At 45.2% G+C, this 26,020-nt stretch carries 23 protein-coding genes; all 23 read left to right on the plus strand.

Going from position 1 to position 26,020, the window contains the following annotated elements; genetic code table 11:
• Nucleotides 1-49: 49 nt before the first annotated feature.
• The 23 genes from CCC17_RS13460 to rpsA all read left to right on the plus strand — a co-directional run bounded on the left by CCC17_RS13460 (nt 50) and on the right by rpsA (nt 25,937).
• The gene (locus CCC17_RS13460; protein WP_015524854.1) at nt 50-943 is read left to right on the plus strand and encodes a M14 family zinc carboxypeptidase; all 894 of its coding nucleotides are present in this window, start codon (nt 50-52) and stop codon (nt 941-943) included.
• A gap of 481 nt (nt 944-1,424) precedes the next feature.
• Complete coding sequence (locus tag CCC17_RS13465) at nt 1,425-1,904, plus strand: signal peptidase I (protein ID WP_021650528.1); 480 nt, start codon at nt 1,425-1,427, stop codon at nt 1,902-1,904.
• A gap of 2 nt (nt 1,905-1,906) precedes the next feature.
• Entirely contained in the window at nt 1,907-2,554 is a 648-nt protein-coding gene (locus CCC17_RS13470) for a TasA family protein (protein ID WP_015524856.1), read from the plus strand.
• Nucleotides 2,551-3,135, plus strand: coding sequence for a hypothetical protein (locus CCC17_RS13475; RefSeq protein ID WP_287083258.1), 585 nt, complete (start codon nt 2,551-2,553; stop codon nt 3,133-3,135). Before CCC17_RS13470 ends, CCC17_RS13475 begins: the two co-directional genes overlap by 4 nt.
• Nucleotides 3,132-4,355, plus strand: coding sequence for a hypothetical protein (locus CCC17_RS13480; protein WP_287083259.1), 1,224 nt, complete (start codon nt 3,132-3,134; stop codon nt 4,353-4,355). The genes CCC17_RS13475 and CCC17_RS13480 overlap by 4 nt, the downstream gene beginning before the upstream one ends.
• Nucleotides 4,352-7,624, plus strand: coding sequence for a SpaA isopeptide-forming pilin-related protein (locus CCC17_RS13485; RefSeq protein ID WP_287083260.1), 3,273 nt, complete (start codon nt 4,352-4,354; stop codon nt 7,622-7,624). Before CCC17_RS13480 ends, CCC17_RS13485 begins: the two co-directional genes overlap by 4 nt.
• A 160-nt stretch (nt 7,625-7,784) precedes the next feature.
• The gene (locus CCC17_RS13490) at nt 7,785-9,806 is read left to right on the plus strand and encodes a GGDEF domain-containing protein (RefSeq protein ID WP_287083261.1); all 2,022 of its coding nucleotides are present in this window, start codon (nt 7,785-7,787) and stop codon (nt 9,804-9,806) included.
• A 108-nt stretch (nt 9,807-9,914) separates the two neighbouring features.
• Nucleotides 9,915-11,102 (plus strand): D-alanyl-D-alanine carboxypeptidase family protein, encoded by a 1,188-nt coding sequence (locus CCC17_RS13495; RefSeq protein ID WP_270390705.1) that lies wholly within the window; start codon nt 9,915-9,917, stop codon nt 11,100-11,102.
• 87 nt (nt 11,103-11,189) lie between these two features.
• Nucleotides 11,190-12,224, plus strand: a complete 1,035-nt coding sequence (locus tag CCC17_RS13500; RefSeq protein WP_110102308.1) for a molybdopterin-binding protein — start codon at nt 11,190-11,192, stop codon at nt 12,222-12,224.
• Between the two features lies 1 nt (nt 12,225).
• Nucleotides 12,226-13,032, plus strand: coding sequence for a metallophosphoesterase (locus tag CCC17_RS13505; protein ID WP_186582489.1), 807 nt, complete (start codon nt 12,226-12,228; stop codon nt 13,030-13,032).
• 9 nt (nt 13,033-13,041) lie between these two features.
• On the plus strand, nt 13,042-13,827 hold the full coding sequence (locus CCC17_RS13510) for a segregation and condensation protein A (RefSeq protein ID WP_287083262.1): 786 nt from the start codon (nt 13,042-13,044) through the stop codon (nt 13,825-13,827).
• Between the two features lie 23 nt (nt 13,828-13,850).
• Nucleotides 13,851-14,420, plus strand: coding sequence for an SMC-Scp complex subunit ScpB (scpB, locus tag CCC17_RS13515; RefSeq protein WP_022426764.1), 570 nt, complete (start codon nt 13,851-13,853; stop codon nt 14,418-14,420).
• A 72-nt stretch (nt 14,421-14,492) separates the two neighbouring features.
• Complete coding sequence (locus CCC17_RS13520) at nt 14,493-15,290, plus strand: zinc dependent phospholipase C family protein (RefSeq protein ID WP_059085668.1); 798 nt, start codon at nt 14,493-14,495, stop codon at nt 15,288-15,290.
• Between the two features lie 112 nt (nt 15,291-15,402).
• Complete coding sequence (locus tag CCC17_RS13525) at nt 15,403-16,626, plus strand: D-alanyl-D-alanine carboxypeptidase family protein (RefSeq protein ID WP_287083263.1); 1,224 nt, start codon at nt 15,403-15,405, stop codon at nt 16,624-16,626.
• Between the two features lie 141 nt (nt 16,627-16,767).
• Nucleotides 16,768-18,204: an acyl-CoA carboxylase subunit beta gene (locus tag CCC17_RS13530; RefSeq protein ID WP_022426761.1), complete on the plus strand. Its 1,437-nt coding sequence runs from the start codon at nt 16,768-16,770 to the stop codon at nt 18,202-18,204.
• Between the two features lie 13 nt (nt 18,205-18,217).
• Nucleotides 18,218-18,979, plus strand: coding sequence for an OadG family transporter subunit (locus CCC17_RS13535; protein ID WP_287083264.1), 762 nt, complete (start codon nt 18,218-18,220; stop codon nt 18,977-18,979).
• Between the two features lie 23 nt (nt 18,980-19,002).
• On the plus strand, nt 19,003-19,380 hold the full coding sequence (locus CCC17_RS13540) for a biotin/lipoyl-containing protein (protein WP_118071451.1): 378 nt from the start codon (nt 19,003-19,005) through the stop codon (nt 19,378-19,380).
• A 15-nt stretch (nt 19,381-19,395) separates the two neighbouring features.
• Nucleotides 19,396-20,544, plus strand: coding sequence for a sodium ion-translocating decarboxylase subunit beta (locus CCC17_RS13545; protein WP_015524871.1), 1,149 nt, complete (start codon nt 19,396-19,398; stop codon nt 20,542-20,544).
• A gap of 36 nt (nt 20,545-20,580) precedes the next feature.
• Complete coding sequence (locus CCC17_RS13550) at nt 20,581-21,993, plus strand: oxaloacetate decarboxylase subunit alpha (RefSeq protein ID WP_015524872.1); 1,413 nt, start codon at nt 20,581-20,583, stop codon at nt 21,991-21,993.
• A gap of 103 nt (nt 21,994-22,096) precedes the next feature.
• Entirely contained in the window at nt 22,097-23,326 is a 1,230-nt protein-coding gene (locus CCC17_RS13555) for an NAD(P)/FAD-dependent oxidoreductase (RefSeq protein WP_287083265.1), read from the plus strand.
• A 25-nt stretch (nt 23,327-23,351) separates the two neighbouring features.
• A complete protein-coding gene (cmk, locus tag CCC17_RS13560; RefSeq protein ID WP_270390689.1) occupies nt 23,352-24,017 on the plus strand; it encodes a (d)CMP kinase in 666 nt (221 codons plus the stop codon).
• Entirely contained in the window at nt 24,014-24,880 is an 867-nt protein-coding gene (ispH, locus tag CCC17_RS13565) for a 4-hydroxy-3-methylbut-2-enyl diphosphate reductase (protein ID WP_138277486.1), read from the plus strand. The genes cmk and ispH overlap by 4 nt, the downstream gene beginning before the upstream one ends.
• Nucleotides 24,861-25,937 (plus strand): 30S ribosomal protein S1, encoded by a 1,077-nt coding sequence (rpsA, locus tag CCC17_RS13570; RefSeq protein ID WP_015524876.1) that lies wholly within the window; start codon nt 24,861-24,863, stop codon nt 25,935-25,937. Before ispH ends, rpsA begins: the two co-directional genes overlap by 20 nt.
• The last annotated feature ends 83 nt before the right edge of the window (nt 25,938-26,020 follow it).

Here is a 26,020-nt window from a genome sequence, read left to right on the forward strand (position 1 = left end):
TAATATACATAATAATGAACATGTATAAAGACGGAAGGAAGGGAACATCATGGATACAGTACAGGATAAAACCTACGAAGCAATTTATTATTCACTGTGGGAGGCAGCCAGGCGTTACAGCAGCTTTACGCAGTTTCGAGTGATCGGAAAAAGCCACGATGACCGGATGATCCCTATGCTGGAGATCGGACAGGGAGATGCCTGTATTTTCTGTGTGGCCGGTTTTTCCGGAACGGATGGACAGATGACGGACAGGCTTACCAGGATGGCACTGGAGCTTTGCAGAATATATGAATGCAACTGGACCGTGGACGAGCTTTATGAGGTAAAAAAGCTCCTGGATCAGACCAGGCTTTGTATCATACCGGTGGTCAATCCGGATGGATATGAGATCTGCCGGAAGGGCTACAATACTGTGCGAAATCCCATTTTCCGTCAAATGCTGAAAATGCAGGATGTTCCCTGCGATGAATTCGAGGGGAATGCAAGAGGAATGGATACTGCAAGGAATTTTCCTACTACCTTCTGCAGCAGAAAAAAGATCCATCAGCAGCCTGCCAGTGAAAATGAGACACGTGCATTGATCCGGATCTTTCAGGAATACGGAGGACGTGGCCTGCTGGTTTTCTGCGGATATGGAAAAAAGGTGGTTTATTATCGGCGGGATCAGAATTTTTCCACAGGTCAGAGATGCTACCGTCTTGCACGCCACTTAAAAAAATGTACCAGGGGAAAGCTGGAGCAGCTGGCAATAGAACGAGAAGCGCAGAACGGGCGAAGGAGCACAGGCAGGCCGGAACAGTATTACGGAGAAATGATCCGCCAGCCGGCTTTCCGGATCGAATTGCCGGTAAATTCCGGAAATAAAGAAGAGGAAGAACGGGAAATCCGTGATCTGATGCTGCTTCCATTAGAATATATTTACTCTCTGGTACAGCTGTAAGAAAATTTGTGTTGTGAGGATGCAGGGTCTGTCAGCTTATGAAAAATAGGGTGACAGACATACCCGCTGAGAAACCAGTGTCGAATCCTGTCGGACGAATTTGATTGACTTCCGGATTTGTGGACCCTATAATAATATCATCTGAAACAAATCTTTTTTAACAAATGTCGCAGGAATCCTTCACCTCTGTAAGTAATGAGAGGAACTGCACATCTGAGCATATCTGCTCGAATAATTTCCATTCAGTATTTTTGCTGTATTATTATTTTGCTTATGCTTGTCCTCACTTCAAAATCTGTGCGTTTAAGTGATGGGAGCATGTTGTGAATTGCCATATTAACTGCTATACAGGGAGGACTTTTTTATGGCTCAATTTATGTGGGGCAGGTCTCCGCCGGAATTTTCCTGATATCCGAACAATGTTTCTTTCCCTGCAGAGGGAAGTGATCATCAAATATCGTATGTAGAACAGAATACAGGAATGAAAATATTTTTTCGATGTATCGGCAACACAGTTCTGGGACTGATGCTGGTGATGGCATTGGTGCTTCTTATTCCTGGACTTTTCGGGATCCGGCCCTATGTGGTCTATTCCGGATCCATGGAACCTGAGATCCCAACCGGAGCTGTGGTTTTTACAAAGGAAGGAGAGTTTTCTCCGAAAAAGGGAGATATCATTACTTTTCATAACGGAGATACCGTTGTCACCCATAGAGTGGTTAAAAAAGAAAAGGATATCTTTATCACAAAAGGTGACGCCAACAAGACAGAAGATCCTGTTCCCGCAGAGGCGTCACAGATCATCGGGCGGGTAGTCTTTCACCTGCCTTATCTGGGCTACGTGATCCATTTTCTGAAAGCCCGGATCCCTTTTGCCGCAGTTTGCATAGCGGCATGTCTGTCAGTACTCTTTGATCTGGCATATACCCCAAAAAAGAAAAAAATACAGGGAGGAATTTAATCATGATGAAAAACAGAAAACTGGTAAAAGGAATCGCACTTGCTGCTGTGATCACTGCACTGGCAGCCGGAGGAACAGCTGCATATCTCACGGATTTTGAAACGGCAACCAACAGCTTTACCGTAGGAAAAGTGGATATCGACCTGGATGAGCCTAACTGGAAACCGGAGGACAATACAGATCTGGTTCCTACTCAGGTGATCCGGAAGGACCCCTATGTAGCAAATAAAGGAGTAAATGAAGCATTTGTCTATCTGGAAGTTTCTGTTCCGGTCCGAAATGTGATCACGGTAGCCAAGGATGGTACCAGGAATGCGCTTGCAAAAACAGAGCTGTTCAGTTTCACCAAAAACAAGGACTGGACACAGCTGGAGCGGACTGAAGTGGGGCAGAATATGGTCTACACCTATGCATATAACCACATCCTGAAGCCGGGAACAAAGACTACAACTCTTTTTGATACAGTAACCTTTGCCAATATCATCGAAGGTCAGCTGGATACACAGCAGATCGATATGCCGGTACGGGCTTATGCGATCCAGGCTACCAATACTGGGGATGACAAGACTACGGTTCTGGAGCAGGCAACTGCTGCTTACCAGAAATATGTAAATCAGAATAAAGGACAGGCCGGTGGTGTCACGAAATGAATAAATTAAAAAGACCCGTTTTCCTTCTCCTGACAACAGGGATCCTGTGCGCAACAGGGACTGCGGCGTATTTTTCAGATTTCGAAAAAAAGATAAATTCTGCTGCAGTGGGGTATGTGACAACGGAGATCGAGGAAGATTTTCCGGATCCTACACCTACGCCTATGGAGAATGGTCCGTCCTACAGAAAAGAGATCCGGATCGGAAATTTTTCCGGCAGTGTGAAAGGGTTCCAGGCAGACTGCTATGTGAGGATGTCCCTTTCCTACTCCAATGACGATATCGGCAGAGGCGTGAAATTAACAGGTCTGGATACGGCAAATTGGGTGTATAACAGTCAGGACGGCTATTATTACTACCGGAAAAAAATATCTGAGGGTGAAAAAACAACTCCTCTGTGTACCGGATTTCAGATCGATTCCCAAAAGATCGATGATACTTACAAGGACAGCATTAAAGATTTTGAAATCAATGTTTATGAGGAAGCTGTACAGGCAGAAGGATTTTCAGATTATGAAAGTGCGTGGAGGTATTTTTCAGATCCGGTTTCTGCTCAGGCAGAAAGGAGGGGGAATGCTTGAAAAAACACCTTAAAGCCCTGCTGGCAGGTGCTGCTGTGGCAGGCAGTATCTTGGCGTGCACGGCTGCTTATGCCAGATTTTCAGATTCCGTGACAGTGACCAATCACATATCAGTGGGAGATATCAATATTTCTCTTCGGGAACTGGAAAAAAAGGACGGCCGAGAAATGAAATATCAGGATCGCCGGATTGTTCTTCCGGGAGATGAGATATCCAAGATTCCCAGGATCACCAATCACTCAGAGCCATGCTGGGTAAGGGTGAAGATCTCTTATACAGATGATCTGGAAGGTTTGGATGGTCTGGATGACAGGAATCTTACAGGAATGTCACCGAGATGGATCCGGAAGGGAGAGTATTTTTATTATACCAGGAAGCTGGAACAGGGAGACAGCGTGGATATTTTTACCGGTGTGACTGTACCATCCCAATGGGATGAATCCTACCAGGATAAGAAGCTGGGGATCACCATCGTGGCGGATGCTGTCCAGGCGGCAAATTTTGCACCGGATTTCCGTGCCATGTCACCCTGGGGAAATCAGAAGATCTTAAGATGTATCCACGATACCGATGGTCTTGTGGTTCAGAAAAAAAGTCCGGTGGATCTGAAGGTGGAGTTTGAAGGAAATGCGCACAAACTGATCGCGGCTCCGGAAGACTTTTTTTCCGGATTTTCCACGGCAATGCCGGGAGATGTTTTTCATGATTCTGTAGAGATCCGTAATACAACGGAGCATGCAGCAGAGATCTTCTTCCGCACATCACCGGAATGTAAATCGGTAAAGGATCAGGAATTTCTGAAAAAGCTGAAGCTGGTGATCACCATGAATGATAAAAAGCTGTATTCCGGGGATCTTCTGGCTGCATCTCTCAATAAGGCCGTGTCCCTGGGGGAATTTTCCAGCGGAGAAAAAGGAAACATGAGATTTGAGGTTACGGTTCCGGCAGAGTTGGATAATTTATATGCTCTTCGGGCAGCAGACGTGAAATGGATCTTTTCTGTGGAGGAGGATCAGGAGACGGCAGATACCAGCCCTGTTCCACGCCGGAATGGCAGGAAAGAAGCCACAGAAAGAGCTTCCGGAAATAACAGTTCTTCGGTAAGGACAACACCAGTGAAGACCGGAGATGAATCTCCTGTGATCCTGTTTGCACTGATAGCTGGTATGGCGCTGCTTACCTGCAGTCTGACGCTATGGAAAGGAGGACGAAAAAATTGAAAAGAAGAATGATCGGTGCATGGATGGCATTGATGATCACAGCTTCTTCTCTTGTGGTTTCGGCCAGTCCTGCAGCAGATATGAGTTCGGTATCAGCAGATCCGCAGCAGGAACAGACAGAACCGGAGGAAGAAGAGGAGGCCCCGGATATTCCGGTAACAGATCAGCCTGGGGAGGCTGAGATGCCGGTTCCGACAGCCTTGCCTGAACCGGAAACGGTGGAGGAAGCTTTTGAAGAAGGTAAAGATAATACTGAAAATGCGGACAGTGATGAGCTGATCGAACCGGAAGCTGTTTCAAAAGAAGGAGAAAATATAGCTCTGACAGAGATACCGGAGAAGACAGAGGATCCGGGATTTACTGTATTCACGGAAGAAAACGCGGAAATCCTTACAGGAGAAAGTGAAGAGGATCAGGAACTGATCCAGGATATCGAAAACGGAGAGATCATTGCTCTTTCTGCAGCACTTCCCGGGGAGTTCCGGGAAGCTGGCAGTGCGGAAGTAATCTCAGAAGGAGAGGATGCTATCGTAGCTACAGCACTTTCCCCGTCCCAGTATTATCTGGACAGCTGGACCAGGGTTTACTGCGATGAGATCTGGACAGCTGCCAATGATTTTCTTGGTTCCGGAAATAAAACTCGTATGGGATGTACGTATCGTTCTGTACATTATATTGATGATACAGGAAAGGAAAAGGTTTCACCTCTCTATTGCCTGAAAGCAACTCAGGATGGGTTGGACAGTATGACGCTGAAGAATGAGGCAGTAAAAGCACTGACTAATTCTGTGATCCAGAAGCTTTTGTACTTTGGTTACGGAGGACCGGGGGATCTGGGGACCGGATATGACCCTTCCTGCAGTCACATAGACTGGTCAAAATGGCAGAACCGTTATGTATTTACTCATATTGCGCTGTCAAAGGTATATTTTAATGACTGTGGATATGCCACAGCAGCAGAAGTAGAACATACAGGGATAAACCGCCTGATCGATAAGATCCAGACATTGACGATCCCTACAAGAAACAAAGCTGCCGTTTATGTTTCCGAAGACGGTTCCTGGGCAGCAGCATCCGGAAAGACGATCCCGTTAAGTGTATTTCGAAGCAGACCTGCAGGTTTTCCCTTTGTTCCGGACAGTATGAAGGACGGATTTCAGATGAGTACTCTTATGAAAGTAACAGATGGAGCAAAAGCAGGGAATGGGATCACCATAACAAGAGGAGCCGCAGAAAAATGGCAGCTGGCCTACTGGACGAGCGCAGCGGATTATAATTCACAGAAAACCAATCCCCAAATGATGTCGGGGACAAGCCTGAGCCTTAAGGATGGGGCATATTTTTTTCTGATCTTTCCGTTAAATGCATCTGCGACAAAGAAGTTTTCCTGTAAAATGCTGCTTCAGCCGGTTTCCTATATCCTGGTTGACGGAAGTGCCCAGGCAGGAAAAGATGGAGTACAGGATTTTGGCGCTTACGTATACCAGGGAACAAGAGGAAGCCTTTCGTTTTCAGTAAAGCCATCAGTTTATGGCAATGCAAAGCTGGTCAAGAAGGAACCCAACACGGGAAAACTGATCCAGGGAGCGCAGTACGGACTGTTTGCAGCAGAAGCTCTGACCTCCGGATACCGGACTATGTACAGTAAGGATCAGAAGGTTTCAACCGGAACAACAAACGCCGGTGGAGAGATCCTTTTTTCAAAACTGGTTCCGGGAAAATACTATGTGAAAGAAACGAAAGCCGCTGCAGGCTATAAACTGAACACCGCTATCAAAAATGTTACAGTAACCGGCGGAAAGACGACAACCGTCAGCGTAACGGATATCATGGATATCAGCGGAACAGTATCCATCAGAAAGAAAGACGGAAATACCGGCGATCCACTGGCAGGAGCTGAATTCACCCTGTATCAGTGGAGTAAAAAAAGCAAAGCCTACGTAACCTTAAAAAAACTGACTTATGATGGACAGAAACGTATCTATTATTCCGGGAAATTTAATTATACCGAAGACAATCAGGGAAAATTCCGTGTGCGTGAGACAAAATCTCCTCCCAATTACACCGGAAACTGGCAGAAGAATTTTACGCTGGATAAGCCGGGAGAAAAGCAGGAATTTCTGTTTGAAGCAGTGAACTACCAGACTGAAAAACGAAGGATTGAAGTTCGTAAGATCGATGCGAAAACCGGTGAGATCCTGAAAGGTGCGGAATTTACACTTTATGAATACAGTGCAGCAAAAAAAGCCTATAAAGAAAAAGGAACACTTCTGGATTATGACAGCTCCAGCGAACTTTATGTAAGCGGAGAACTTTTAAAGACATCGGATAATGAGGGAAAATATAAGATCGTAGAAACAAAGACTCCGCCCGGATATACAGGAAGCTGGGAAGAAGAGGTGGATATCTCAGATAAGGATGCACGCCTTTCCTTTGAAGTTGTCAATGAACAGGAAAAGGAATATACAGGGGTGATCCGTCTGAGAAAAACAGATATCTATACCGGGGAAGTTCTGGAAGATGCGGAATTTACCGTGCTTCAGTGGAATAGAGGGAAGCAGACTTACCAGAATAACCTGGGCGGGCAGAGCATCCTGAAGTTTGACGGAGAAACCGGATGGTACTCTACCGAAGAGCTGGTGCTCACAGATGACAATCAGGGAAGGTTCAAAGTAGTGGAAACAAAAAATCCGGAAAACTATACAGGCAAATATGAAAAGGAGGTAATCTTCCGGAAAAAAGAAAATACAGATACGGATACTGTGGATCTGAAAGCAGAGAATACTCCGGTAACACTTCCGCTGGGAAATATCACCATCATAAAAAAGATCAAAGAGGAGGATATTACCTGGGCTCATGGAAATCCAACCTTTTCCTTTGTGGCAGAAGGTACGGATCTATCCGGAAATCCTCACAGATATGAGGATTATGTGACCTTTACCAGAGGAAGCTATGAAACCGATAAAAATGGCTATGCAACATTATCGGTCACTCTCAGGAATATCCCGCTGGGGCAGTATACGGTCTGGGAAAAACCGGTACTACGCTACTATCTGAAAGATGTACGGGCAAATACAGAGAATGTCCGCATCATAAAAGGCGCTGCACCTGCATATGGTACAGATCCCCGGAAGATTGCTTCCGGTACGGCTGCTCTGACAATGCAAAACAAAAATGCATCGCTGACTTTTGTAAATGAGAAATCCAGATATGATCGATATTCCCATAATGACAGCATAAAAAATACCATACCCGTATCATTTTCCTGAAAAAATACAGAGGGGCAGGAGTAATCCTGCCCTTAGCTGCGTATTTTATATAGTAAAAAACAAACTGTAAAAAGAAATAAAAAAACTACATATATACCCAAAGATATGGTATACTTTTTTACAAATACTGTGAACTCAAGAACTCTCTGGGAGGTCGATGATGAAAACAGACGAAAAAAATCCCGTTTTTGATATTCGGGATACATTGGAAAAATACGCTTGCATTTATCGAAATACTACACTGAAGATTTTTCAGTACTGTCAGGAGACGGACACATATGAACGTCTGGATGAATACCTGAGACCTGTAAAAAATATTATGGATTTTAAGAACAGTGGACAGAAATACAGCAATGTTTATAAAGACGACTGGAAGTCTCTGACGGATTTTCTGACATCCCGGGAAGGCGGGACGATAGAAGTGCGGTGTATCAATAAAGACGGTAATGCGGGTCTTATGACAGTACGGGGATTTATAGCACAGGACAAAAATACCGGATATCATTATCTTATAGGAAGCTCCAGAGATATCACCAGGGAGAAGCTACAGGAAGAATTTCTTGAGGAACGTGCCCAAAAAGATCCTCTGACCGGACTGTATAACCGCTTTTTCGGAAAAGAACTGATCGATGAATATCTTGCATCCAGAAATCCCTATGCAGGATGCGGGATGATGGTGCTTGATGTAGATTATTTTAAAAATGTAAATGATACTTACGGACATATGTTCGGTGATGAAGTCCTGAAACGTTTTGCAGAGCTGTTTGTGGCTTTGTTCGACATCAATGATGTGATCATGCGTCTGGGTGGCGATGAATTTGTGATTTTTTTGAAGGACATCGGACATGCCACTATCATGAAAAAGGCAGGAAAGTTGATCCGGGAAGTGCAGAAACTCAAATTTCCCGGAACCACGTATCTGGCAACCTGCAGTGTAGGGATCTGCTTTCTTCCGGAAAATGTTTCCGGATATACATATCAGCAGCTCTTTGAAAATGCAGACTGGGCACTTTACCGGGCAAAGAAAAATGGAAAGAACCGCTATGCTTTCTGTGATAATCTGAGACATTTTGAGGATAAGACAGAGGAAAAGCAGGAATTATATGAAGGTGTTGAGATAGATGCCAGATATCTTCATAATGATATTGTTTCTACTGCATTTGAAATATTTGAAAAAATGAGCAGCTTTCAGGCTGCTATTGAACTTCTGATGAAAGTGATCGGTCTGAAATTCCGACTTAACCGGATCACAATCCTGCGTACTGAAGTGGCAGAGCAGAAAACAGACCGGATTTTTCAATGGGTTTCGGAAGAGGACTACAGACTTTTGATAGATGAGATCCATTTTTTTAAAAGTGATTTTATCACATTATTTCGCTATAACGATGAATATGGTACTGTGGTCCTTCAGGAGAACGATCTGGCTGATTATTCGGAACAGGGAAGAAAGAATGTGTTACAAGGTGGAGCAAAAACCGTAGTCTGTGCTGCCATGTACTGTGAAGGAAGCTATACAGGAACTATTGTATATGTGACCTGCCAGGAAAAAAGGCTCTGGTCCAGAGAAGATCGTAAGCTGCTGGGAGAAGTGACCAAGATCATTTCCGCGCATTATGCCAAGAGCCAGGCATTTAACAGTGCTTATCGTAGCATTGCTGCAGAATCCGGACGGGATCAGCTTACCGGATTGTCTTCTTTTTCAAGATTTCGCGAAAACGTGGAGAAAATGCTGATCGGAGGTTACGGGCCGGGACATGCAGTGATATATACCGATTTTGAAAAATTTAAACGTATCAATGCAAAATACGGATATCGTGTGGGAGATCAGATCCTGCGGCAGTTTTCCGAGTATGTGATAAGCACTCTTAAAACAGATATGGATGTATATTTTACCAGGGCGATCTCTGATCATTTTATCCTTTTCACTCCATGTGATATGGATGTTGATCCGGAAACAGCTGTTTTAAAGACCAATCAGGAGTTCTTACGGCAGATGAAAGAGAAATATCCGGATATGGAGCTCTGTGTCCGCACAGGGATCTATCTGATCACCAAAGAATGTGACAATGCATCTGAGGCGATCGATGCAGCGAATTATGCAAGAAAATATGCTGCTGGAAATTGTGAAACAGGTGTTAAGCTGTATGACGAAGAACTGAAAAAGCAAAGCGATGCAGAGTGAAAGATACAGGAATACGGACTGGAATCTATACTTTTTCAGAATTTCAGGAATAATCTTTCAGGAAAGCTTTTACAATAGAACAGAGATGTTTGCGGCAGGAGTGAGCTTATGAACAGAAGTGTTCCGGAAAGTCTTTTAATCTGTATTTTAGTCTTATGCCTGGCTCTGACACCCGTTGGTGTCAGGGGAGAAACGGAAGATAGTGGAAAAGCACAGAAGCTGATCGAAGCGCCGGGTGCAGTCCTTATGGAAAAAGAAACCGGTACAGTGATCTATTCCAGGGATCCTGACACCCGAAGAAGCCCGGCCAGTATTACAAAGATCATGACGCTGATCCTGATCTTTGATGCTATCCGTGAGGGAACCCTGCATCTGGAGGATAGCATTACCACCAGTGCTTATGCCAGATCCATGGGAGGGTCTCAGGTATTTCTGGAAGAAGGAGAAAAGCAGACTGCAGAAACCATGATCAAATGTATTGTGATCGCTTCCGGAAATGATGCCAGCGTAGCTATGGCGGAGCATGTTGCGGGAACAGAACAAGCCTTTGTGGAGAAGATGAACGAGAGGGCGAAGGATCTTGGAATGAAAAACACTCATTTTGTGGATTGCTGTGGGCTGACGGAATCACAGGAGCATTATACAACTCCCTATGACATTGCACTTATGAGCAGGGAGCTCATCAGCAGATATCCGGAAGTTCTTACATATTCATCTGTCTGGATGGAGGATATCACACACGTTACCAGAAAAGGATCCTCGAAATTTACACTGACCAACACCAATAAACTGCTGCGTAGCTATGAGGGGTGTATGGGACTTAAAACAGGCAGCACCAGTATTGCAAAATACTGTCTCAGTGCTGTGGCAGAACGAAATGGGATCACACTGATCGCCTCAGTGATGGCCGCACCGGACCCGAAAACAAGATTCCGGGATGCAGCAGCTCTTTTAAATTACGGCTTTTCTAAATGCACATTGTATCTGGATGATGCTCTGGAGCCACTGAAACCTCTGAAGCTCCGCAAAGGAGTCAAAGAGCAGGTTTCGCTTGTATATAGAGGGAAATTCCGATATATCAGCACAGATGGAACGAAACCTGACAATGTTAAGAAAAAGTTGATCCTCCCCAAAGAACAAAGTGCGCCGGTGAAAAAAGGGCAGAAAGCAGGGGCACAGGAATACTATCAGGATGGGAAAAAGATCGGTAGTCTGGATATCCTGTACGGGGAAACAATAAAAAAGGCCGGATACCATGACTGGCTGGAAAGAACCTGTCAGGCATTTCTTTTGTGATGCCTGCAACATATTTTGACAAAAAGGGCAGACTGGATGTATAATACAACGGATTGAAGAAATAGCAGAACAGGGAAGGGATTTTGGATGAAAGAGATCAGAACAGAAGATGCAGTGGGACACATTCTGTGCCATGATATCACGCAGATCATAAAAGATGAGAAAAAAGGCGTTCTTTTCAAAAAGGGGCATGTAGTGAAAGAAGAGGATATACCACTGCTGCTCTCTGTAGGAAAAGAACACCTTTTTGTGTGGGAGAAAAAACCGGGGATTCTTCACGAAAATGAAGCTGCAGAGATCCTTTACAAAATCTGTGCCGGAAACTCTTCCAAAGTACATGGAACTGAGATCAAAGAAGGTAAGATCGAGGTGGTATCAAAGATCGATGGTATTCTGAAAATACGTCGAGATGCACTTGTGGCTGTGAATTCTCTGGGAGAAATGATGATCGCTTCCAGACATGGCGATTTTCCGGTAAAGAAAGGTGATAAGGTCGCAGGAACCAGGATCATTCCGCTTGTGATCGAGAAAGAGAAAATGGATGCAGCAGAAAAGGCAGCAGGAAGTTTTCCGATCTTTGACATTCTCCCTTACCAGCATAAAAAAGTAGGGATCGTCACAACCGGAAGTGAGATCAAAAAAGGACTGATCCGGGATACCTTCACACCGGTACTCCGGGAAAAGCTTTCCGGGTTTCCGACAGAAGTGACAGGCCAGGTGATGCCGGGAGATGATAAGGAAGAGATCACAAAGGCTATTCTTTCTTTTGCAGATGCAGGGGCAGATCTGATCTTCTGTACCGGTGGAATGAGCGTGGATCCTGATGACCGTACTCCAGGTGGGATCCGGGATACCGGAGCAAAGATCATAACCTATGGAGCACCTGTACTTCCAGGAGCTATGCTGCTTGTGGCATATCTTGAGCGGAACGGAAGATCCATACCGGTACTTGGACTTCCGGGCTGCGTCATGTACGCAAAAAGAACAGTATTTGATCTGATCCTGCCCAGAGTGATGGCAGATGATGAGATCAAGGCAGAGGAGATTGCCGCGCTGGGAGAAGGCGGACTATGTCTAAACTGTCCGGTTTGTACTTTCCCGAACTGCGGATTTGGAAAATAATATGAAAAAATTCAGAATCAAACAATATGAGATCCATATGGACAAGATCCATGCTCCACAGGGCGTGCGGATGATCCTTCTTGCGGATCTTCACGGGATATCCTACGGAAAAGACAATATACGGCTGACAGAGACGATCCGAAAACTTGCCCCGGACGTGATACTTTCTGCCGGCGACATGGCTGTACGCACAGAAACGAATACTCTGGTAACTGCATGTAAGCTGCTGACAGAGCTTGCCGGAGATTTTCCCGTGTATTATGCACTTGGCAATCATGAATATAAAATGTTCCTTTCCGAAGAATACCGGCCATATTATGCAAAATACGAAAGAGCACTGAAAAAAGCCGGTGTGCATATTTTAAGGAACGGACGTGAAGATATGGTCCTGCAGGGAGAACACTTCTGTTTCTGGGGATTGGAGCTTCCCATCGAATATTATCACAAACCAAGATCACCGAAGCTGAAAAAAGAAGTGATGGAAGAACTGATCGGAAAACCTGAAGATAAAGGGATGCAGATCCTGCTGGCACATAATCCGAAATACGGAAAAACCTATTTTGAATGGGGCGCGGATCTGATCCTGTCCGGACATTATCACGGAGGCGTTGTCCGTCTCAGCGAACATTACGGCCTTTCATCTCCTCAATATCTGTTTCTCCCGCCGTTTTGCTGTGGAGACTTTCACAAAGGGGATCAGCATATGATCGTCAGTGCTGGACTTGGAGAACATACCATCCCCCTTCGGATCCATAATCCAAGGGAACTGCTGGTAATCGATATAAAACCTCCCGAAAAAATGAAATGAGGAAACCCTATGGCATTATCTGTTAAGCTGAATGTATTTGAAGGCCCTCTGGATCTTCTGCTTCACCTGATCGACAAAAACAAGATCGATATCTATGATATTCCCATTGTGGAGATCACAGATCAGTATATGGAATATCTGCATTCCATGGAAAAAGAAGATCTGGGAATCATGAGCGAATTTCTTGTCATGGCAGCTACTCTTCTGGATATCAAATGCAAAATGCTTCTTCCGAAAGAAGTAAATGAGGAAGGCGAAGAGGAGGACCCCAGAGCAGAACTTGTGCAGAAGCTGCTGGAATATAAGATGTACAAATATATGTCCTATGAATTACGGGACAGGCTTGGAGATGCGGCAGGGGTTTATTACCGAAAACAGGATCTTCCGGAAGAAGTGCTGCAGTATACTCCACCGTCTGATCCCCAGGAACTTCTCCGGGGTCTGACACTGGAGCGGATGAGTGCGATCTATCAGGCATTGATCCGCAGACAGGAAGATAAGATCGATCCGATCCGAAGTAAATTCGGAAGGATCGAAAAAGAGGAAATATCACTTTCTGATAAATTGCTGGAAATGAAGGAATATGCAAAAACTCACCGGAAATTCAGCTTTCGCAGGCTGATGGAAAACCAGCATTCCAAAATACAGCTGATCGTGACATTTCTGGCAATTCTGGAACTGATGAAAATGGGACATGTTCATGCAGAACAGGAAGATCTTTTTGATGATATTCATGTGGAAGTTATCACGGATCCGGACACATGGAAGAATCTGACAGAGTTTGCAGATGAATAATATAGTAGGAATGAGGACAATAAGTGGAAATCAAACGAATTGAAGGAGAAATCGAAGCCATCCTGTTTGCAATGGGAGAAGCTGTGGAATTACCCCGTATTGCCAGAGCGATCCGCCAGGATCCGACAACAACGGAAAATATCATTCGAAATATGATGATCCGTTATCAGGAAGAAGAGCGGGGGATCCAGATCATAGAGCTCGAAAACTCCTTTCAGCTTTGTACAAAAAAAGAATACTATGATTCTCTTATCCGGATCGCAGCGCAGCCAAAGAAACCCACGCTGACAGATGTTATGCTTGAGACCCTTTCAATCATTGCCTACAAACAGCCTGTTACAAAAGCAGAGATTGAAAAGATCCGAGGGGTAAAATGTGATCATGCCATCAATAAGCTGATGGATTATGATCTGGTGAGAGAACTTGGACGTCTGGATGCTCCAGGTCGCCCGATCCTCCTGGGAACCACCGAAGAATTTCTGCGCTGCTTTGGTGTCCAGGGGCTGGAAGACCTTCCGGAAATGGATCCGGTTCAGCTGGAGGATTTCAAGGCGGAAGCAGAGGAAGAGATCCAGCTGAAGCTGGACGTATAACAAATAACACGGACAGATGCCGGTTTACGGGACCTGCCGGACAGATCAGGAAACAGAAGAGGAGTGACAAAAATGCCCACAACATACGCACATGATCTTTTTGGAAAAAGGGTTTACCGGAAACTTTCCGCAAAATTACAGCATTTGATCCGAAGCAACGGAAATCTGTACCGGATCGGACAGCATGGTCCGGATATCCTGTTTTATTATTTTATATCCAAAAATCCGGTGACACAGTACGGAGTGCAGATGCATGGACGGAAAGCAAGAGAATTCTTTGAAAAGGGCATGGCGAAGGTCCGGGAGGAAAAAAATCCTGCACTGATGGCTTACCTGTTGGGGTTCGGATGTCATTATATCCTGGATTCTACCTGTCATCCTTACGTCAATCAGGTAGCTGCCGAGGGGAAAGTCTCACATACGCTCTTTGAGAAGGAATTTGATCGTATGCTGATGTATGAAACCGGCAAAGATCCATTGCGTTTTTATCCGTCTCATGGGATCCGTGCCAGTTTTCTCAGTGCATGGACGATCCACCAGGTACTACCGGCGATCCGTACCTGGAACATTTATCTGTCATTGAAAATGATGAAGATATTCACCTGTATTTTGGTATGTGATGATGGAGGAAGGAAGAGACGCCTTTCGGAACATGCCCTTTCCCCCGCAGGAAAAAAGATATCTGCGTTTATTACCGAATTTTTTATGAGCCCGGAGCCGGAGATCGACTGTAAGGAGGAGCTTCTTAAGCTGGACAGTCTGATGGAAGAGGCACTTGCCAAGGCACCGGATATGCTGGAAGAGCTTGCTGCACTGGCAGTCAGGCCAGGGCATCTTTCTGACAGATGGGACCTGACCTTTAACGGATGATCGATCCCGGCAGACAACAGATACAAGTGATATCCGGATGCTATCCCCGCATAAAATTAAATATAACAGTTACTGTAAACAGTTATATGAACCGTGTACGGGGTGATGCATTATGAGCAAACGGTGTACGGCCGCTGTCGTGCTGATGACAGCGGTCCTTATTATTTGTCAGATCTTTCCGGTAAAGGCGGCAGATGACGAAAATCTATATGCACTTTCTGCAGTTCTCATGGATGGGGAGACCGGCCGTGTGCTGTACGGAAAAGAAGCATACAAAGGACGGCCGAATGCCAGCACCACAAAGGTAATGACCTGTATTCTTGCTCTGGAGCTGGCAAAGGGAGATGATTACGTACAGGTTTCCGGGAATGCGGCATCTCAGCCACAGACACGTCTTGGCATGCGGGAAGGCCAGCAGTTTTATTTGGAGGATCTTCTCTATTCCCTGATGCTGAAAAGCCATAATGATTCCGCAGTGGCCATCGCGGAACATATCGGCGGCTCCGTAGAAGGTTTTGCAGAGAAGATGAATGAAAAAGCAAAAGAGCTGGGATGTAAGGACACACATTTTGTTACACCCAATGGTCTGGATGGAGAAGATGAAGGCGGTATCCATCATACAACAGCCCGGGATCTTGCCTTGATCATGGCGTATGCAATAAAAAATGCAACATTTGTCCATATTACCCAGACCAGAGATTATACTTTCACGGATATCTCAGGAAAAAAGCATTATTCGGTACATAATACCAATGCTTTCCTGGATATGGAAACAGGAGTGATCTCAGGAAAAACAGGATTTACAGGAAATGCCGGATATTGTTATGTCTGCGCAGTCCGACAGGACGAGCGATTATTTATCGTGGCTCTTCTGGGATGCGGATGGCCCGGAAATAAAAATTATAAATGGAGCGATACTAAGAAGCTTCTTTCCTATGGCAGGGAAAATTATCAGTATGTGATGCTGCCGGAGCTTCCGCAGCTGCCTGAGATCCCGGTAACAGAAGCAGCACCGGGAAAAGAAGATCCATATCCGCAAAAGTCCGATCATTCCGGATATCCTCCCAAACAGGTTATGCTGAAAATACACGCAGTACTTTCTGAAAAAGACCGTGGGAAAAGATATCTTCTGAAAAAAACAGAAACGATCACATGGGAAACGGAGCTTCCGGATAAGCTCCCGGCACCAATACAGAAAAACCAGAAGATCGGTACACTCCATGCAAAGCTCAACGGAAAAGAACTCCTTTCCTGTCTTGTAACCGCCGATGACAAAATCGACAGAATTACCTATAAATGGTATGTGGATAAAGTATTTAAGGATTATTTCCATTAATTTAGCGACCCCTGGCATAAGTCAGGGGTTAATTTTTTAACGTTCGTGACGAAAAGTATTGAATTTTCTGCAAAAAAAAGGTACAATTATACTCGGCTGAATTTTTGGTTATATTAATAAAAAAATGGAGGGCATAGTATAATGAGTAATGCGACACAAAGCGTAGCGGCTGCAAGGATCGATTCCCTGCTTGACGCCAACAGTTTTGTTGAGATCGGACAGGCTGTCACAGCCAGAGCTACGGATTTCAACATGACTGAAAAAAAAGCACCTTCAGACGGTGTGATCACCGGATATGGTGTGATTGACGGCAGTCTGGTGTATGTATACAGCCAGGATGCATCTGTACTGAACGGAACAGTTGGTGAGATGCATGCCAAAAAGATCGCCAAAATTTATGATCTCGCTCTGAAAGTTGGAGCACCTGTTATCGGTCTTGTAGACTGTGCGGGACTTCGTCTTCAGGAGGCTACCGATGCACTTGAGGCATTTGGTGAGATCTATCTGAAACAGACACTGGCATCCGGTGTTATTCCACAGATCACTGCTGTTTTCGGAACATGCGGCGGTGGAATGGCAGTTGTACCGGCTCTTACAGACTTTACATTTGTAGAGGAGAAGAAGGGCAGACTGTTTGTAAACACTCCAAATGCACTGGAAGGAAACAGAGTGGAAAAATGCGATTCAGCTTCCGCACAGTTCCAGAGTGAGGAGACAGGACTTGTTGACGGCATCGGAACAGAAGAGGAGATCCTTGGACAGATCCGTACACTGGTCAGCATGCTTCCGGAGAATAATGAAGACAATGACAGCTTCAAGGAATGCACAGATGACCTGAACAGAGTATGTGATGATATTGCAGGCTGCACAGGCGACACAGCTATTGCGCTTTCAAGAATCGCTGATAATGGTGAGTTTTTTGAAACAAAGGCAGCTTACGGCCAGGATGTCGTAACAGGCTTCCTTCGTCTAAACGGAGCTACCGTTGGCGCTGTTGCAAACAGAAGCGAATCTTACGATGCTGATGGCAATAAGACAGAGATTTCCGACGGAACTCTTTCTGCAAGAGGTGCAAGAAAAGCAGCAGACTTCGTAAAATTCTGTGATGCTTTTGAGATTCCGGTACTTACTCTTACTAATGTAACAGGATTTAAAGCTACACTCTGCAATGAGAAGATGATGGCTAAATCCGTAGGTGAGATGGTACATGCTTTTGCATCTGCGACTGTACCGAAGGTAAATGTTGTAATTGGTAAAGCATACGGAACTGCATACGTTGCCATGAACAGCAAATCTGTCGGAGCAGATATGGTTTATGCATGGGATACAGCTGAGATCGGTATGATGGATGCTTCCCTTGCAGCAAAGATCATGTATGAGGGAGCTGACGCTTCTACACTGAATGAGAAGGCAGCTGAGTACAAAGAACTCCAGAACGGTATCGCATCTGCAGCAGCAAGAGGATATGTGGATACTGTGATCAAAGCAGAAGATACAAGAAAATATGTAATCGGTGCTTTTGAGATGCTGTTCACAAAAAGGGAAGACCGTCCATCCAAAAAGCATGGAACAGTCTAAGTGAGGTGAGCGTATGAGACAGTTTTATAAAAAGATCTCTTCTGTCTGCATGGCACTTCTTTGCGTGGCTGCACTTCTGATCGGATGCACAGCTACTGCATGGGCTGCTGATGAGATTGATGATTCTGTAAAGAGTCAGCTTGTCACAACAACCAAGGGCCTGACGGATGCGATCATCGCAATGTCCGAGGATGATATCCAGGGATATCTGGAATCAGAGGATGCTTTCACACAGAGTGCTGCAAGTGCATGGGATGGCTCCAGAGAAGAGCTTGGTGAGAAAAAAGGTGATATCGAGGAGAAAGATATCACAGTGGAGTATTCCGATGATCAGTATACCGTTGTTGTTCCGGTATCCTTCGAGAAAAACAAAGCGAATTTCACTTATGTATTTGATAAATCAGGAACCCCGACTTCTCTTACAGTTGATGTGAATTATACACTGGCACAGAACATGGAGAAGGCAGCGATGAATACAGTGATGGGTCTCGGAACAGTATTTGTGATCCTGGTATTCCTGATCTTCGTGATCTCTCTTTTCAAATATATTCCCGGACTTGTGGAAGGAAAGAAAAAAGAGAGCAAACCGGCTTCGGCAGCCGCAGCACCGGCTCCGGTTGCAGCACCAGTTGCTGAGCCTGCTGTTGAGGATGTGACAGATGATGGTGAGCTTATTGCCGTGATCGCTGCAGCGATCGCTGCTTCTGAAGGCAAAACAAGCACAGACGGATTCGTAGTACGTTCCATCCGCAAAGTCAACCGCAGAAAAAGATAATCATTATTTAGGAGGATTTTAAAATGAAGAGTTATACAATTACTGTTAACGGAACAGCATATGAAGTTACTGTAGAAGAGAACGGAAACGCAGCAGCTCCAGTTGCAGCAGCACCAAAAGCAGCAGCTCCGGCTCCTAAGGCAGCTCCGGCAGCACCAAAGGCAGCAGCTCCGGCAGCAGGCGCAGGTTCTGTTAAGGTTTCCGCAGCGGTTCCTGGAAAAGTTGTAAAAATCGTTGCATCTGTTGGACAGAGCGTAAAAGCTGGTGACAGCGTAGTGATCGTTGAGTCCATGAAGATGGAGATCCCGGTTGTTGCTCCTCAGGACGGAACAATCGCCAGCATCGATGTTGCAGAGGGTGCTGCCGTTGAAAATGGAGATACTCTTGCAACAATGAACTAAACAGGAGGTAGACAAATGTCTTATGTAACAAATACCCTGTCAAACCTGATCCATCAGACAGCATTTTTCAACCTTACCTGGGGAAACTACCTGATGATCGCAGTGGCATGTGTGTTCTTATATCTTGCCATTAAACATGGTTTTGAGCCGCTGCTGTTGGTTCCGATCGCTTTTGGTATGCTTCTGGTAAATATTTATCCGGACATTATGCTGAGCATTGAGGATTCATCCAATGGCGTTGGCGGACTTCTTCATTATTTTTACTTAATGGATGAGTGGAGTATTCTTCCTTCACTGATCTTCCTGGGTGTCGGTGCGATGACAGACTTCGGTCCGCTGATCGCAAACCCGATCAGCTTCCTGATGGGAGCAGCTGCACAGCTTGGTATTTACCTTGCATACTTCCTTGCAATTTTCCTTGGATTTAATGGTAAAGCAGCAGCAGCGATCTCTATCATTGGTGGTGCTGACGGCCCGACTTCCATTTTCCTTGCAGGTAAGCTTGGACAGTCTTCTCTTATGGGACCGATCGCAGTGGCAGCATATTCCTATATGTCCCTGGTACCGATCATCCAGCCTCCGATCATGAAGGCTTTCACAACAGAGAAAGAGCGTAAGATCAAAATGGCGCAGCTCCGTCCTGTTACAAAACTTGAGAAGATCCTTTTCCCGATCGTTATCACAATCGTTGTTTGCCTGATCCTTCCGACAACAGCTCCCCTTGTTGGTATGCTGATGCTCGGAAACCTGTTCCGTGAGTCCGGAGTTGTTAAACAGCTTTCTGAAACAGCTTCCAACGCTCTTATGTACATCGTAGTAATCCTTCTCGGAACATCTGTAGGTGCTTCCACAAGTGCTGAGGCGTTCCTGAACGTAGATACACTGAAGATCGTAGTTCTTGGTCTTGTTGCCTTTGCCTGCGGTACTTTTGGTGGTGTTATGCTTGGTAAGCTTCTCTGCAAGGTTACTCACGGAAAGATCAATCCTCTGATCGGATCAGCCGGTGTTTCTGCCGTTCCTATGGCAGCCCGTGTATCCCAGAAGGTTGGTGCTGAGGCAGATCCTACAAACTTCCTGCTGATGCATGCGATGGGACCGAACGTTGCTGGTGTTATCGGTACAGCGGTTGCTGCCGGTACATTCATGGCGATCTTTGGTGTCTAACCCATTGTCTTATAAAAATTTGTAAGGAGAATAATTATGGCAGAAATAGAGAAAAAACCTGTGAAAGTTGTGGAAACGATCCTGCGTGACGCTCATCAGTCCCTGATCGCTACACGTATGAGCACAGAGCAGATGCTTCCGATCATTGAGAAGCTTGACAAAGTCGGCTACTATGCAGTAGAGTGCTGGGGCGGTGCTACTTTCGATGCTTCCTTACGTTTCCTGAAAGAGGATCCGTGGGAAAGACTTCGTAAACTTCGTGACGGTTTCAAAAACACAAAGCTTCAGATGCTGTTCCGTGGACAGAACATCCTTGGATATCGTCCATATGCAGATGATGTAGTAGAGTATTTTGTACAGAAATCCGCAGCTAACGGTATCGATATCATCCGTATCTTTGACTGTATGAATGACCTTCGTAACCTTCAGACAGCTGTAAAAGCAGCAAACAAGGAGAAAGCACATGCACAGGTTGCAATGGCTTACACACTTGGTGATGCTTACACACTTGATTACTGGACAGATCTTGCAAAACGTATCGAGGATATGGGTGCAGATTCCATCTGTATCAAAGATATGGCAGGACTTCTTGTTCCGTACAAAGCTACAGAGCTTGTTCAGGCTCTCAAAGAGACTGTTAAGATCCCGATTGATCTTCATTCTCACTATACATCCGGTGTTGCTTCCATGACATATATGAAGGCAGTAGAGGCAGGTGTTGATATCATCGACACAGCAATGTCTCCGTTTGCTCTTGGAACATCCCAGCCGGCAACAGAGGTTATGGTTGAGACCTTCAAGGGAACACCATATGATACAGGATTTGATCAGCAGCTTCTCGCTGAGATCGCTGACTACTTCCGTCCGATGCGTGATGAGGCTCTTGATACAGGTCTTCTCAATCCGAAGAACCTTGGTGTAAACATCAAGACTCTTCTGTATCAGGTACCAGGCGGAATGCTTTCCAACCTGACATCACAGCTGAAAGAGCAGCATGCCGAGGATAAATTCTACGAAGTACTTGAGGAAGTTCCGCGTGTACGTAAAGACCTTGGTGAGCCACCGCTTGTTACACCGTCCTCTCAGATCGTTGGTACACAGGCTGTATTTAACGTGATCATGGGCGAGCGTTACAAGGTTGTCACAAAAGAGACAAAAGACGTGTTAAGTGGTAAGTATGGCGCAACAGCCAGACCGTTCAATCCGGAAGTACAGAAAAAATGTATCGGAGATATTGAACCGATCACATGCCGTCCGGCAGATCTTCTGGAGGATGAGCTTGATAAGCTTGAGAGCGAGATGGCACAGTACAAGGAGCAAGATGAGGATGTTCTCACATATGCACTGTTCCCACAGGTTGCCATGGACTTCTTTAAATATCGCCAGGCTCAGAAGACAAAAGTTGATGAGACTGTAGCAGATACCAAGAACGGCGCATACCCGGTATAAAGCACACATAGAAATGCAGATGCATTTCAAAACAGGAAAAGGAGCTTGCTGTATGCAGGCTCCTTTGTGCATAAAAAAGATAAAAAAGGCAGGATAACAGGTAATGTCCAAAGTTGCGATCATAGGCGGCGGCGCCGCCGGAATGCTCTGCGGTGTATATACTGCGCGCAGAGGACACCAGGTTCACATACTGGAAAAAAATGAGAAACTCGGAAAAAAGCTTTTCATCACCGGAAAGGGACGGTGCAACGTCACCAATGATTCAGATACCGAAGAACTTTTTCCGGCAGTGATGTCAAACCGCAAATTTCTTTACAGTGCTTTCTACACCTATGGAAGCAGAGATGTGATGGAATTTTTTGAGAAGGCAGGAGTGCCGCTGAAAACAGAGCGTGGAAACCGGGTTTTTCCGGTATCGGATCATTCATCAGATATTATCCGTGCGCTTGAGCGGGAACTGAAAAAAGCCGGAGCGCAGATCCATCTTCATACAGAGGTAAAGGAAGTTTGTACACAGGATGAAAAAGTTACCGGTGTATTACTTTCGGACGGTACCTTTTTTGAAGCGGATACTGTGGTAGTTGCCACAGGAGGGCTTTCCTACCCGTCCACAGGTTCCACAGGAGATGGATATCGTTTTGCTGCTGAGACGGGACATAAAGTTGTTTCCCAGTCACCATCACTGGTACCACTGGTGGCAAAAGAAGATTATGTCTCCAAACTTCAGGGCCTTTCCCTTCGGAATGTGGAGCTTACAGTAAAATCCGGCAAAAAAGTTCTCTATAAAGATTTCGGCGAGATGATGTTTACTCATTTCGGAGTGACAGGACCGCTGATTCTTTCCGCCAGTGCCCAGATTGGCAAAAAGCTGGAAAAGGAGCCTTTGGAGGCTTTCCTGGATCTGAAGCCGGCGCTTGATGCAGAACAGCTTGATGCCCGGATCCTGCGTGAATTTGATGCAAATCATAACAAGCAGTTTAAAAATGTGATCGGTGTTCTTTTTCCGTCTTCTCTGACTCCGATCATGATCGAAATTGGCGGTATCCCCGGGGAAAAACCGGTACATGAGATCTCCAGGGAAGAGCGTCAGGCTTTTGGCCGTCTGATCAAGGCTTTTCCATTTACGATCACGGGAATGGGAGAGTTTAAGGAAGCGATCATCACAAGAGGCGGTGTGTCAGTAAAAGAGATACAGCCATCCACAATGGAATCCAAAAAAATAAAAAATCTGTATTTTACAGGTGAAGTACTGGATCTGGATGCAGTGACCGGTGGCTATAATCTTCAGATCGCATGGTCTACAGCGTATGCGGCAGCTCAGGCGATAGAATAACAGAAAAGAGGAAGGAGCAACGATTATGGGTATTAATATTGCAATTGACGGACCGGCAGGTGCAGGAAAAAGCACAATTGCAAAAAAAGTGGCAAAGGAGCTATCCTTTATTTATGTAGATACAGGGGCAATGTATCGTGCCATGGCACTTTATCTTCTGGAAAAAGGGATCAGCGGTGACGAAAAAATCTCTGAAGCCTGTCACGATGCGGATATCTCTATCCGTTATGAGAACGGTGAGCAGCAGGTGATCCTTAACGGAAAGAATGTAACTGCGTTCCTCCGTAAGGAAGAGGTAGGAAATATGGCATCTGTAAGCTCTGCAAATCCGGAGGTGCGTGCACATCTTCTGAAGCTGCAGCGCAATCTTGCAGCCGAGAATAATGTAGTTATGGACGGAAGAGATATCGGAACCACCATTCTTCCCAATGCGGAAGTGAAGATCTTTCTGACTGCAAGTGCCAAAACCCGCGCAAACAGACGATATCTGGAGCTTACAGAGAAGGGTGAAGCCTGCGATATGGATGAGATCCTGAAAGATATCGTTGACAGAGATGAGAGAGATATGAACCGCACTGTTTCCCCGCTTAAAAAAGCAGAGGATGCTGTTCTTGTTGATTCATCTGAGATGGGAATTGACGAAGTGGTTGAGAGTATCCTTTCCGTATACAGAAAAAGGGTGAATGGATGAACGTAAAAGTTGCAGAAACTGCCGGCTTCTGTTTCGGCGTACAAAGAGCAGTTGACCGTGTTTATGAGCTGATCGGTTCCGATGCAGCACCGATTTATACACTGGGCCCGATCATCCATAATGAGGAGGTTGTCTCAGATCTCGAAAAAAAAGGTGTGGCTGTGATCTGTGAGAAGGATCTTGGCAGCCTGAAGGGCGGCACTGTTGTGATCCGTTCCCATGGAGTAGGCCGCAGGGTTTATAACACGATCAAAAAATATGGTCTCGGATATGTAGATGTTACCTGTCCTTTTGTGCTGAAGATCCACAAGATCGTTGAGAGAGAAAGCTCCAGAGGTGCCCATATTGTGATCATCGGTGATCCGGGCCATCCGGAAGTACAGGGGATCTGCGGATGGTGTCAGGGACCATATACAGTGATCAGAAATGCTGAGGATGCTGAGAAATTCAATATTTCTCCGGAAAAAGAAGTATGTGTAGTGTCCCAGACGACATTTAATTACAACAAATTTCAAGAATTAGTTGAAATTCTCCGCAAAAAGAGTTATGATAATAATGTTTTAAATATTTTAAATATTTTAAACACTATTTGTAATGCTACCGAAGAACGGCAGAAAGAAGCTAAAGCGATAGCCGGAGAGGTAGACACTATGCTGGTCGTAGGTGGCCGACATAGTTCCAATACTCAAAAGCTGTTTGAAATATGTAAAAAGGAATGTGGAAATACTTACTATATACAAACACCTGTAGACTTGGATTCTGAAATGTTCCAATGCAGTAGTTGTGTAGGTATTACAGCAGGGGCTTCCACCCCAAAGAAAATTATTGAGGAGGTTCAAGAACATGTCAGAGTTAAGTTTTGAACAGATGCTGGAAGATTCCGTAAAAACAATCAGAAATGGAGAGATCGTACAGGGTACCGTCATCGATGTTAAAGATGATGAGATCATCCTGAATATCGGCTATAAAGCAGACGGTATCATCACAAAGAACGAGTACACAAACGATTCAAGCGTTGTGCTTACAGACGTTGTTAAACCTGGCGATACCATGGAAGCAAAGGTTCTCAAAGTAAACGACGGAGAGGGACAGGTTACACTTACCTACAAACGTCTTGCAGCAGAGAAAGGCAACAAACGTCTTGAGGAGGCATTCGAGAACCAGGAGGTTCTGAAGGCTCCTGTAACACAGGTACTTGACGGTGGTCTTTGTGTCAATGTTGAGGAAGCAAGAGTATTCATTCCTGCAAGCCTTGTATCTGACACATATGAGAAAGATCTTTCCAAATATGCAGATCAGGAGATCGAGTTCGTTATCACAGAGTTCAACCCAAGAAGACGCCGTATCATCGGTAACCGCAAACAGCTTCTTCTTGCTGAGAAAGCTGAGAAACAGAAAGAGCTTCTTGCTAAGATCAACGTAGGCGATAAAGTTGAGGGCGTTGTTAAGAATGTTACAGATTTCGGTGCATTCATCGACCTCGGCGGAGCAGACGGACTTCTTCACATCTCTGAGATGTCCTGGGGCAGAGTAGAGAACCCGAAGAAGGTATTCAACGTAGGTGATAAAGTTACAGTTCTTATCAAAGATATCAACGGAGACAAGATCGCACTTTCCCTTAAATTCCCGGAGGAGAACCCATGGCTTACAGCTGCTGAGGACTTCGCAGTAGGAAACGTAGTAAAGGGCAAAGTTGCACGTATGACAGATTTTGGTGCATTTGTTGAGCTTGCACCTGGAGTAGATGCTCTTCTTCATGTATCTCAGATCTCCAGAGAGCACGTTGCGAAACCATCTGATGTACTTTCCATCGGTCAGGAGATCGAGGCTAAGGTTGTTGATTTCAATGGCGAAGACAGAAAGATCAGCCTCAGCATGAAAGCACTCGAGGATAATTCTGCAGAGCAGACAGAGGAGTAATTTCTCAGAAGCTGTACAGCAGATGAATATTTTGAATTTCAGAGGCCGTCACATTTATTGTGACGGCCTTTTTTTGATTGGAA

It is taken from the genome of Blautia sp. LMAG:36 (assembly GCF_008680535.1).
In the GTDB taxonomy this organism is placed as follows: domain Bacteria; phylum Bacillota; class Clostridia; order Lachnospirales; family Lachnospiraceae; genus Blautia_A; species Blautia_A fusiformis.

Bases quoted from the DNA above. Each gene is read 5' to 3' on its own strand.
- CCC17_RS13460 (WP_015524854.1), top strand. From the start codon at position 50: ATGGATACAGTACAGGATAAAACCTACGAAGCAATTTATTATTCACTG.
- CCC17_RS13465 (WP_021650528.1), top strand. From the start codon at position 1,425: ATGAAAATATTTTTTCGATGTATCGGCAACACAGTTCTGGGACTGATG.
- CCC17_RS13470 (WP_015524856.1), top strand. From the start codon at position 1,907: ATGATGAAAAACAGAAAACTGGTAAAAGGAATCGCACTTGCTGCTGTG.
- CCC17_RS13475 (WP_287083258.1), top strand. From the start codon at position 2,551: ATGAATAAATTAAAAAGACCCGTTTTCCTTCTCCTGACAACAGGGATC.
- CCC17_RS13490 (WP_287083261.1), top strand. From the start codon at position 7,785: ATGAAAACAGACGAAAAAAATCCCGTTTTTGATATTCGGGATACATTG.
- CCC17_RS13495 (WP_270390705.1), top strand. From the start codon at position 9,915: ATGAACAGAAGTGTTCCGGAAAGTCTTTTAATCTGTATTTTAGTCTTA.
- CCC17_RS13500 (WP_110102308.1), top strand. From the start codon at position 11,190: ATGAAAGAGATCAGAACAGAAGATGCAGTGGGACACATTCTGTGCCAT.
- CCC17_RS13505 (WP_186582489.1), top strand. From the start codon at position 12,226: ATGAAAAAATTCAGAATCAAACAATATGAGATCCATATGGACAAGATC.
- CCC17_RS13510 (WP_287083262.1), top strand. From the start codon at position 13,042: ATGGCATTATCTGTTAAGCTGAATGTATTTGAAGGCCCTCTGGATCTT.
- CCC17_RS13520 (WP_059085668.1), top strand. From the start codon at position 14,493: ATGCCCACAACATACGCACATGATCTTTTTGGAAAAAGGGTTTACCGG.
- CCC17_RS13525 (WP_287083263.1), top strand. From the start codon at position 15,403: ATGAGCAAACGGTGTACGGCCGCTGTCGTGCTGATGACAGCGGTCCTT.
- CCC17_RS13530 (WP_022426761.1), top strand. From the start codon at position 16,768: ATGAGTAATGCGACACAAAGCGTAGCGGCTGCAAGGATCGATTCCCTG.
- CCC17_RS13535 (WP_287083264.1), top strand. From the start codon at position 18,218: ATGAGACAGTTTTATAAAAAGATCTCTTCTGTCTGCATGGCACTTCTT.
- CCC17_RS13540 (WP_118071451.1), top strand. From the start codon at position 19,003: ATGAAGAGTTATACAATTACTGTTAACGGAACAGCATATGAAGTTACT.
- CCC17_RS13545 (WP_015524871.1), top strand. From the start codon at position 19,396: ATGTCTTATGTAACAAATACCCTGTCAAACCTGATCCATCAGACAGCA.
- CCC17_RS13550 (WP_015524872.1), top strand. From the start codon at position 20,581: ATGGCAGAAATAGAGAAAAAACCTGTGAAAGTTGTGGAAACGATCCTG.
- CCC17_RS13555 (WP_287083265.1), top strand. From the start codon at position 22,097: ATGTCCAAAGTTGCGATCATAGGCGGCGGCGCCGCCGGAATGCTCTGC.
- cmk (WP_270390689.1), top strand. From the start codon at position 23,352: ATGGGTATTAATATTGCAATTGACGGACCGGCAGGTGCAGGAAAAAGC.
- ispH (WP_138277486.1), top strand. From the start codon at position 24,014: ATGAACGTAAAAGTTGCAGAAACTGCCGGCTTCTGTTTCGGCGTACAA.
- rpsA (WP_015524876.1), top strand. From the start codon at position 24,861: ATGTCAGAGTTAAGTTTTGAACAGATGCTGGAAGATTCCGTAAAAACA.